Source organism: Pseudonocardia pini (assembly GCF_013870575.1).
GTDB lineage: Bacteria > Actinomycetota > Actinomycetes > Mycobacteriales > Pseudonocardiaceae > Pseudonocardia > Pseudonocardia pini.
Window position 1 is genome coordinate 1 of sequence record NZ_JACBXB010000767.1, and the last position, 2,627, is coordinate 2,627.

5 protein-coding genes are annotated in these 2,627 nt (G+C 72.8%); all 5 read right to left on the reverse strand.

All coding sequences use genetic code 11. From position 1 onward, the window contains the following. The coding region (locus H5J29_RS28575; protein ID WP_281376126.1) for a flavoprotein at positions 1-460 on the reverse strand (460 nt) is incomplete at its 3' end. A 33-nt stretch (positions 461-493) separates the two neighbouring features. Continuing rightward, on the reverse strand, positions 494-766 hold the full coding sequence (gene rpoZ / locus H5J29_RS28580; RefSeq protein WP_181784092.1) for a DNA-directed RNA polymerase subunit omega: 273 nt from the start codon (positions 764-766) through the stop codon (positions 494-496). Between the two features lie 2 nt (positions 767-768). Next, positions 769-1,359 carry a guanylate kinase gene (gmk, locus tag H5J29_RS28585; protein WP_181784090.1) on the reverse strand — a complete coding sequence of 197 codons (591 nt, stop codon included), beginning with the start codon at positions 1,357-1,359 and terminating at the stop codon, positions 769-771. Between the two features lie 26 nt (positions 1,360-1,385). Beyond that, positions 1,386-1,700 carry an integration host factor, actinobacterial type gene (gene mihF / locus H5J29_RS28590; RefSeq protein WP_181784091.1) on the reverse strand — a complete coding sequence of 105 codons (315 nt, stop codon included), beginning with the start codon at positions 1,698-1,700 and terminating at the stop codon, positions 1,386-1,388. Between the two features lie 293 nt (positions 1,701-1,993). Further along, positions 1,994-2,371 (reverse strand): response regulator, encoded by a 378-nt coding sequence (locus H5J29_RS35985; protein WP_312858457.1) that lies wholly within the window; start codon positions 2,369-2,371, stop codon positions 1,994-1,996. Between the last annotated feature and the right edge of the window lie 256 nt (positions 2,372-2,627).

The following is a 2,627-nucleotide window of genomic DNA, read 5'->3' on the forward strand; positions in this document are numbered from 1 at the left end:
GCCGCCCGGAGGCGGGCTCCAGCACGATCGACCCGCGCTCGCGCAGGGTCGCGACGTTCGCCCGGGTGGCCGGGTGCTGCCACATCTCGGTGTGCATCGCCGGCGCGAAGACCACGGGACATCGCGCCACGAGCAGCGACCCGGTGAGCAGGTCGTCCGCCCGCCCCGCCGCCGCGCGGGCCAGCAGGTCCGCGGTCGCGGGGGCGACGACGACGAGGTCGGCCTCCTGCCCCAACCGCACGTGCTGCACCGACGGCACGTCGGTGAACACGCCGGTGTGCACGGGCTGCCCCGACAGGGCCTCGAAGGTGGCCGCGCCGACGAAGTTGAGCGCCGACTCGGTCGGCACGACCCGCACCGAGTGGCCGGACTCGGTCAGCCTGCGCAGCAGCTCCGCGCTCTTGTAGGCGGCGATGCCGCCCGCGACACCCAGCAGGACGCGAGGGTGATCCGTACTCATGAACCGTCCTCGCCGAACTCGGCCGTGCGAGGGCTACTCGCCCTCGGTGTGCTCCAGCAGCCCCGCCTGGATCTCGCGCATGGCGATCGACAGCGGCTTCTCGCGCGGGCCCGGCTCGACGAGCGGGCCGACGTACTCGAGCAGACCCTCGCCCAGCTGGGAGTAGTAGTCGTTGATCTGCCGGGCACGCTTCGCCGAGTAGATCACCAGCGCGTACTTCGAGCTGACCTTGCTCAGCAGGTCGTCGATCGGGGGGTTGGTGATGCCCTCGGGGATGGCTCCGGCCAGGGGGCCGGTCAGCGGCATGCTCACTCAGTGACTCCAGAGACTGTGGAACGCGGATGGGCGGTGTTGTCCATGGGCGCGACCAGCAACTCTACCAACCGGTCGACGACGGCCTGCACCTCGTCGTTCACCACGACGACGTCGAACTCCGAGCGGGCCGCCATCTCCTCGACGGCGGTGCGCAGCCTGCGCTCCCGGGCCGCGGCGGTCTCGGTGCCCCGGTCGGTCAGCCTGCGGGCCAGCTCCTCGAACGAGGGCGGCTCCACGAACACGGTGACCGACTCCGGCACGGCCCGCTTCACCGAGCGCGCACCCTGCAGGTCGACCTCGACGAGGACGGGATGACCCGCCGCCAGCTCACGCTCGACGGGTTCTCGCGGGGTGCCCGACCGCTGCAGCCCGCCGTGCACCTCCGCCCACTCGAGGAGCTCGTCCGACCGGATCAGCCGGTCGAACTCCTCACGCGAGACGAAGTGGTAATGGATCCCCTCGACCTCCCCCTCCCGGGGCGCCCGCGTGGTCGCGGACACCGAGAAGTGGAGGTCGGGGAGCTCCGTGCGGAGCCGGTCGACGATGCTGCTCTTGCCGACCCCCGAGGGGCCTGCCAGCACCATCAACCGTCCCCGGCGAGTGCCCACGGTCAGGAGGGGAACTCGTTCAGCAGCGCCTTGCGCTGCCGCTCGCCCAGGCCACGCAGCCGGCGGCTGGGCGCGATCTCCAGGCGCTCCATGATCTGCGCGGCGCGGACCTTGCCCACGCTGGGCATGGCCTCGAGCAGGGCCGAGACCTTCATCTTGCCGAGCACCTCGTCGGTGTCCGACTGCTTCAGCACCTCGGCGAGGGTGACCCCGCCGCGCTTGAGCCGGTCCTTCAGCTCTGCCCGGGCCCGGCGGGCGGCCGCGGCCTTCTCCAACGCGGCGGCACGCTGTTCCTCGGTCAGTTGGGGAAGGGCCACGGTCTCCTCCGTCTTTCGTCGTGCGCGAGGGCGATCGCCAGGCGGTGCGATCACCGTCCCCGGTTCGGGTCTCACCGGGGGCCGGAAGCGAACGTACCCACGGACCCCGCCGGGGCGCCATCGGGGGTGCCACCTGTGGGTTTGATCCCACAGCCAGGGTCGTCCACACCCGTCCGGGTGATATCACGAGACCCCACCCGGAGGCCAGGACGACCCGCCCGTCCGGCGCGCCGAAAGCTGCCGCCGGGCCATGGCGTGGATCACGATCACGCGGCCCGCGCGCCGGGGTGTGCTCAGCCGGCCTGCTCGACCGGGCGCAGCGCGCGCAGCCGGGCGGGGGTGAGGTCCTCCTTGTTGATGTACGCCACGGCGCCGCAGTGGGCGGCGTCCCCGGGCAGGTCCTCGAGGGCGTACGTGGACAGCAGCACCACCAGCGCGGCCGGGTCGGCCGCCAGCAGCTGCCGGGTGGCCTCGATCCCGCTGATCCCGGGCAGGTTGATGTCCATCAGCACCACCGCGGGCCGCACCCGGGCGGCCTCCGCGACGGCTTGTTCGCCCGACTCGGCCTCGGCCGCGACACGCCATCCCCCGACCATCCCGACGACCGTGCGCGCCACGGTCCGGAACGGGCGCTGGTCGTCCACGATGAGGACGTCCACCGGCTCGCCCACCACACCTACCTCCGTGCTCCCCCGACGCGACCGGCAGGCCGCGGACGTGTTCCCCCTGGTCGGACCAGCCTGCCGGGTGCGCGGGCGGCACACCAGGGTGCCACCACCCCCTCCGAACGGGTGAATCGCGCCACTCCCGGTATCAGCACCCGGGTCTCAGCGGAGGACCGTCAGCGCCGTGGCGAGCTCGTCTCGCTGCGACTCGGCGGCGGACCGCAGCGCGGCGACCGCCGGGCCCGCCTTGAGGATCGACCGG

Coding starts and splice junctions, on each gene's coding strand:
- gmk (WP_181784090.1), bottom strand. CDS start 1,359: ATGGTGCTGGCAGGCCCCTCGGGGGTCGGCAAGAGCAGCATCGTCGAC.
- rpoZ (WP_181784092.1), bottom strand. CDS start 766: ATGCCGCTGACCGGCCCCCTGGCCGGAGCCATCCCCGAGGGCATCACC.